General features: G+C 57.7%; 1 rRNA gene. It reads right to left on the reverse strand.

What is annotated here, in order from left to right:
- Positions 1–21 precede the first annotated feature (21 nt).
- A 23S ribosomal RNA gene (locus AB0M26_RS31205) occupies positions 22–3,149 on the reverse strand.
- Positions 3,150–3,420: the final 271 nt, after the last annotated feature.

The raw sequence follows: 3,420 nt of genomic DNA on the forward strand, positions 1-3,420 counted from the left end.
ACACAGTGAACGCGAGCATCTGAGGACAAGCCCTCGGCCTATTAGTACCGGTCAACTCCACACCTCACGATGCTTCCATATCCGGCCTATCAACCCAGTCGTCTACTGGGAGCCTTAACCCCTCAACCGGGGGTGGGAGCCCTCATCTCGAAGCAGGCTTCCCGCTTAGATGCTTTCAGCGGTTATCCCTCCCGAACGTAGCCAACCAGCCATGCCCTTGGCAGGACAACTGGCACACCAGAGGTTCGTCCGTCCCGGTCCTCTCGTACTAGGGACAGCCCTTCTCAAGACTCCTACGCGCACAGCGGATAGGGACCGAACTGTCTCACGACGTTCTAAACCCAGCTCGCGTACCGCTTTAATGGGCGAACAGCCCAACCCTTGGGACCGACTCCAGCCCCAGGATGCGACGAGCCGACATCGAGGTGCCAAACCATCCCGTCGATATGGACTCTTGGGGAAGATCAGCCTGTTATCCCCGGGGTACCTTTTATCCGTTGAGCGACGGCGCTTCCACAAGCCACCGCCGGATCACTAGTCCCGACTTTCGTCCCTGCTCGACCCGTCGGTCTCACAGTCAAGCTCCCTTGTGCACTTACACTCACCACCTGATTGCCAACCAGGCTGAGGGAACCTTTGGGCGCCTCCGTTACCCTTTAGGAGGCAACCGCCCCAGTTAAACTACCCACCAGACACTGTCCCTGATCCGGATCACGGACCCAGGTTAGACATCCAGCACGACCAGAGTGGTATTTCAACAACGACTCCACCACAACTGGCGTTGCGGCTTCACAGTCTCCCACCTATCCTACACAAGCCGAACCGAACACCAATATCAAGCTGTAGTAAAGGTCCCGGGGTCTTTCCGTCCTGCTGCGCGAAACGAGCATCTTTACTCGTAATGCAATTTCACCGGGCCTATGGTTGAGACAGTCGAGAAGTCGTTACGCCATTCGTGCAGGTCGGAACTTACCCGACAAGGAATTTCGCTACCTTAGGATGGTTATAGTTACCACCGCCGTTTACTGGCGCTTAAGTTCTCAGCTTCGCCCCGCCGAAACAGAGCTAACCGGTCCCCTTAACGTTCCAGCACCGGGCAGGCGTCAGTCCGTATACATCGCCTTACGGCTTCGCACGGACCTGTGTTTTTAGTAAACAGTCGCTTCTCGCTGGTCTCTGCGGCCACCACCAGCTCACACCGCAAGGGTGATCACCAGCAATGGCCCCCCTTCTCCCGAAGTTACGGGGGCATTTTGCCGAGTTCCTTAACCATAGTTCACCCGAACGCCTCGGTATTCTCTACCTGACCACCTGAGTCGGTTTAGGGTACGGGCCGCCATGAAACTCGCTAGAGGCTTTTCTCGACAGCATAGGATCATCCACTTCACCACAATCGGCTCGGCATCAGGTCTCAGCCCCAATGTGCGACGGATTTACCTACCGCACGGCCTACACCCTTACCCCGGGACAACCACCGCCCGGGCTGGACTACCTTCCTGCGTCACCCCATCACTTACCTACTACCACCTTGGATCAGCGGCTCCACCACTCCCCATCACTCCGAAGAGATCAAAGGCGGCTTCACGGCCTTAGCATTAATGGACTCAGTACTGGGCGCTTCAAAGCGGGTACCGGAATATCAACCGGTTGTCCATCGACTACGCCTGTCGGCCTCGCCTTAGGTCCCGACTTACCCTGGGCAGATCAGCTTGACCCAGGAACCCTTAGTCAATCGGCGCAAGAGTTTCCCACTCTTGTATCGCTACTCATGCCTGCATTCTCACTCGTGAACCATCCACAACTCGCTCACACGGCTGCTTCACCCGGCACACGACGCTCCCCTACCCATCACAGTCCCCGTTAGGGGCACGTACTGCAATGACACGACTTCGGCGGTACGCTTGAGCCCCGCTACATTGTCGGCGCGGAATCACTTGACCAGTGAGCTATTACGCACTCTTTCAAGGATGGCTGCTTCTAAGCCAACCTCCTGGTTGTCTCTGCGACTCCACATCCTTTCCCACTTAGCGTACGCTTAGGGGCCTTAGTCGATGCTCTGGGCTGTTTCCCTCTCGACCATGGAGCTTATCCCCCACAGTCTCACTGCCGCGCTCTCACTTACCGGCATTCGGAGTTTGGCTAAGGTCAGTAACCCGGTAGGGCCCATCGCCTATCCAGTGCTCTACCTCCGGCAAGAAACACACGACGCTGCACCTAAATGCATTTCGGGGAGAACCAGCTATCACGGAGTTTGATTGGCCTTTCACCCCTAACCACAGGTCATCCCCCAGGTTTTCAACCCTGGTGGGTTCGGGCCTCCACGAAGTCTTACCTCCGCTTCACCCTGCCCATGGCTAGATCACTCCGCTTCGGGTCTTGAGCGCGCTACTACACCGCCCTATTCGGACTCGCTTTCGCTACGGCTCCCCCACACGGGTTAACCTCGCAACACACCGCAAACTCGCAGGCTCATTCTTCAAAAGGCACGCAGTCACGACGTTGAGCGCAAACACTCAACGCGACGCTCCCACGGCTTGTAGGCACACGGTTTCAGGTACTATTTCACTCCGCTCCCGCGGTACTTTTCACCATTCCCTCACGGTACTATCCGCTATCGGTCACCAGGGAATATTTAGGCTTAGCGGGTGGTCCCGCCAGATTCACACGGGATTTCTCGGGCCCCGTGCTACTTGGGAATCGCACAAGCAAGCCGCCGATGTTTCAGCTACGGGGGTCTTACCCTCTACGCCGGGCCTTTCGCATGCCCTTCGCCTACATCAACGGTTTCTGACTCACCCAGCCGCCGGCAGACGACTGAAGCACAATCCCACAACCCCGCACACGCAACCCCTGCCGGGTATCACACACATACGGTTTAGCCTCATCCAGTTTCGCTCGCCACTACTCCCGGAATCACGGTTGTTTTCTCTTCCTGCGGGTACTGAGATGTTTCACTTCCCCGCGTTCCCTCCACACTGCCTATGAGTTCAGCAGCGGGTGACAGCCCATGACGACTGCCGGGTTTCCCCATTCGGACACCCCCGGATCACAGCTCGGTTGACAGCTCCCCGGGGCCTATCGCGGCCTCCCACGTCCTTCATCGGTTCCTGGTGCCAAGGCATCCACCGTGCGCCCTTAAAAACTTGGCCACAGATGCTCGCGTCCACTGTGCAGTTCTCAAACAACGACCAACCACCCACCACCCCACCCCCAAACAAGGGGCGAGTTCACCGGGGCCGGCAACCAAAGACACAACCACCACGGCCATGCCCTCAGACACCCAACAGCGTGCCCGACCAACCCCAGCCCCTCACCACGCGTTCCACACCCCAACGGGCAGTACTAACAGCGGAGAAGACCCAACATTGATCGAATAGTCAACGTTCCACCCATGAGCCACCAGCACCGGACACTCGCCGG

The sequence above is a fragment of the Streptomyces sp. NPDC051776 genome (assembly GCF_040681345.1).
GTDB lineage: Bacteria > Actinomycetota > Actinomycetes > Streptomycetales > Streptomycetaceae > Streptomyces.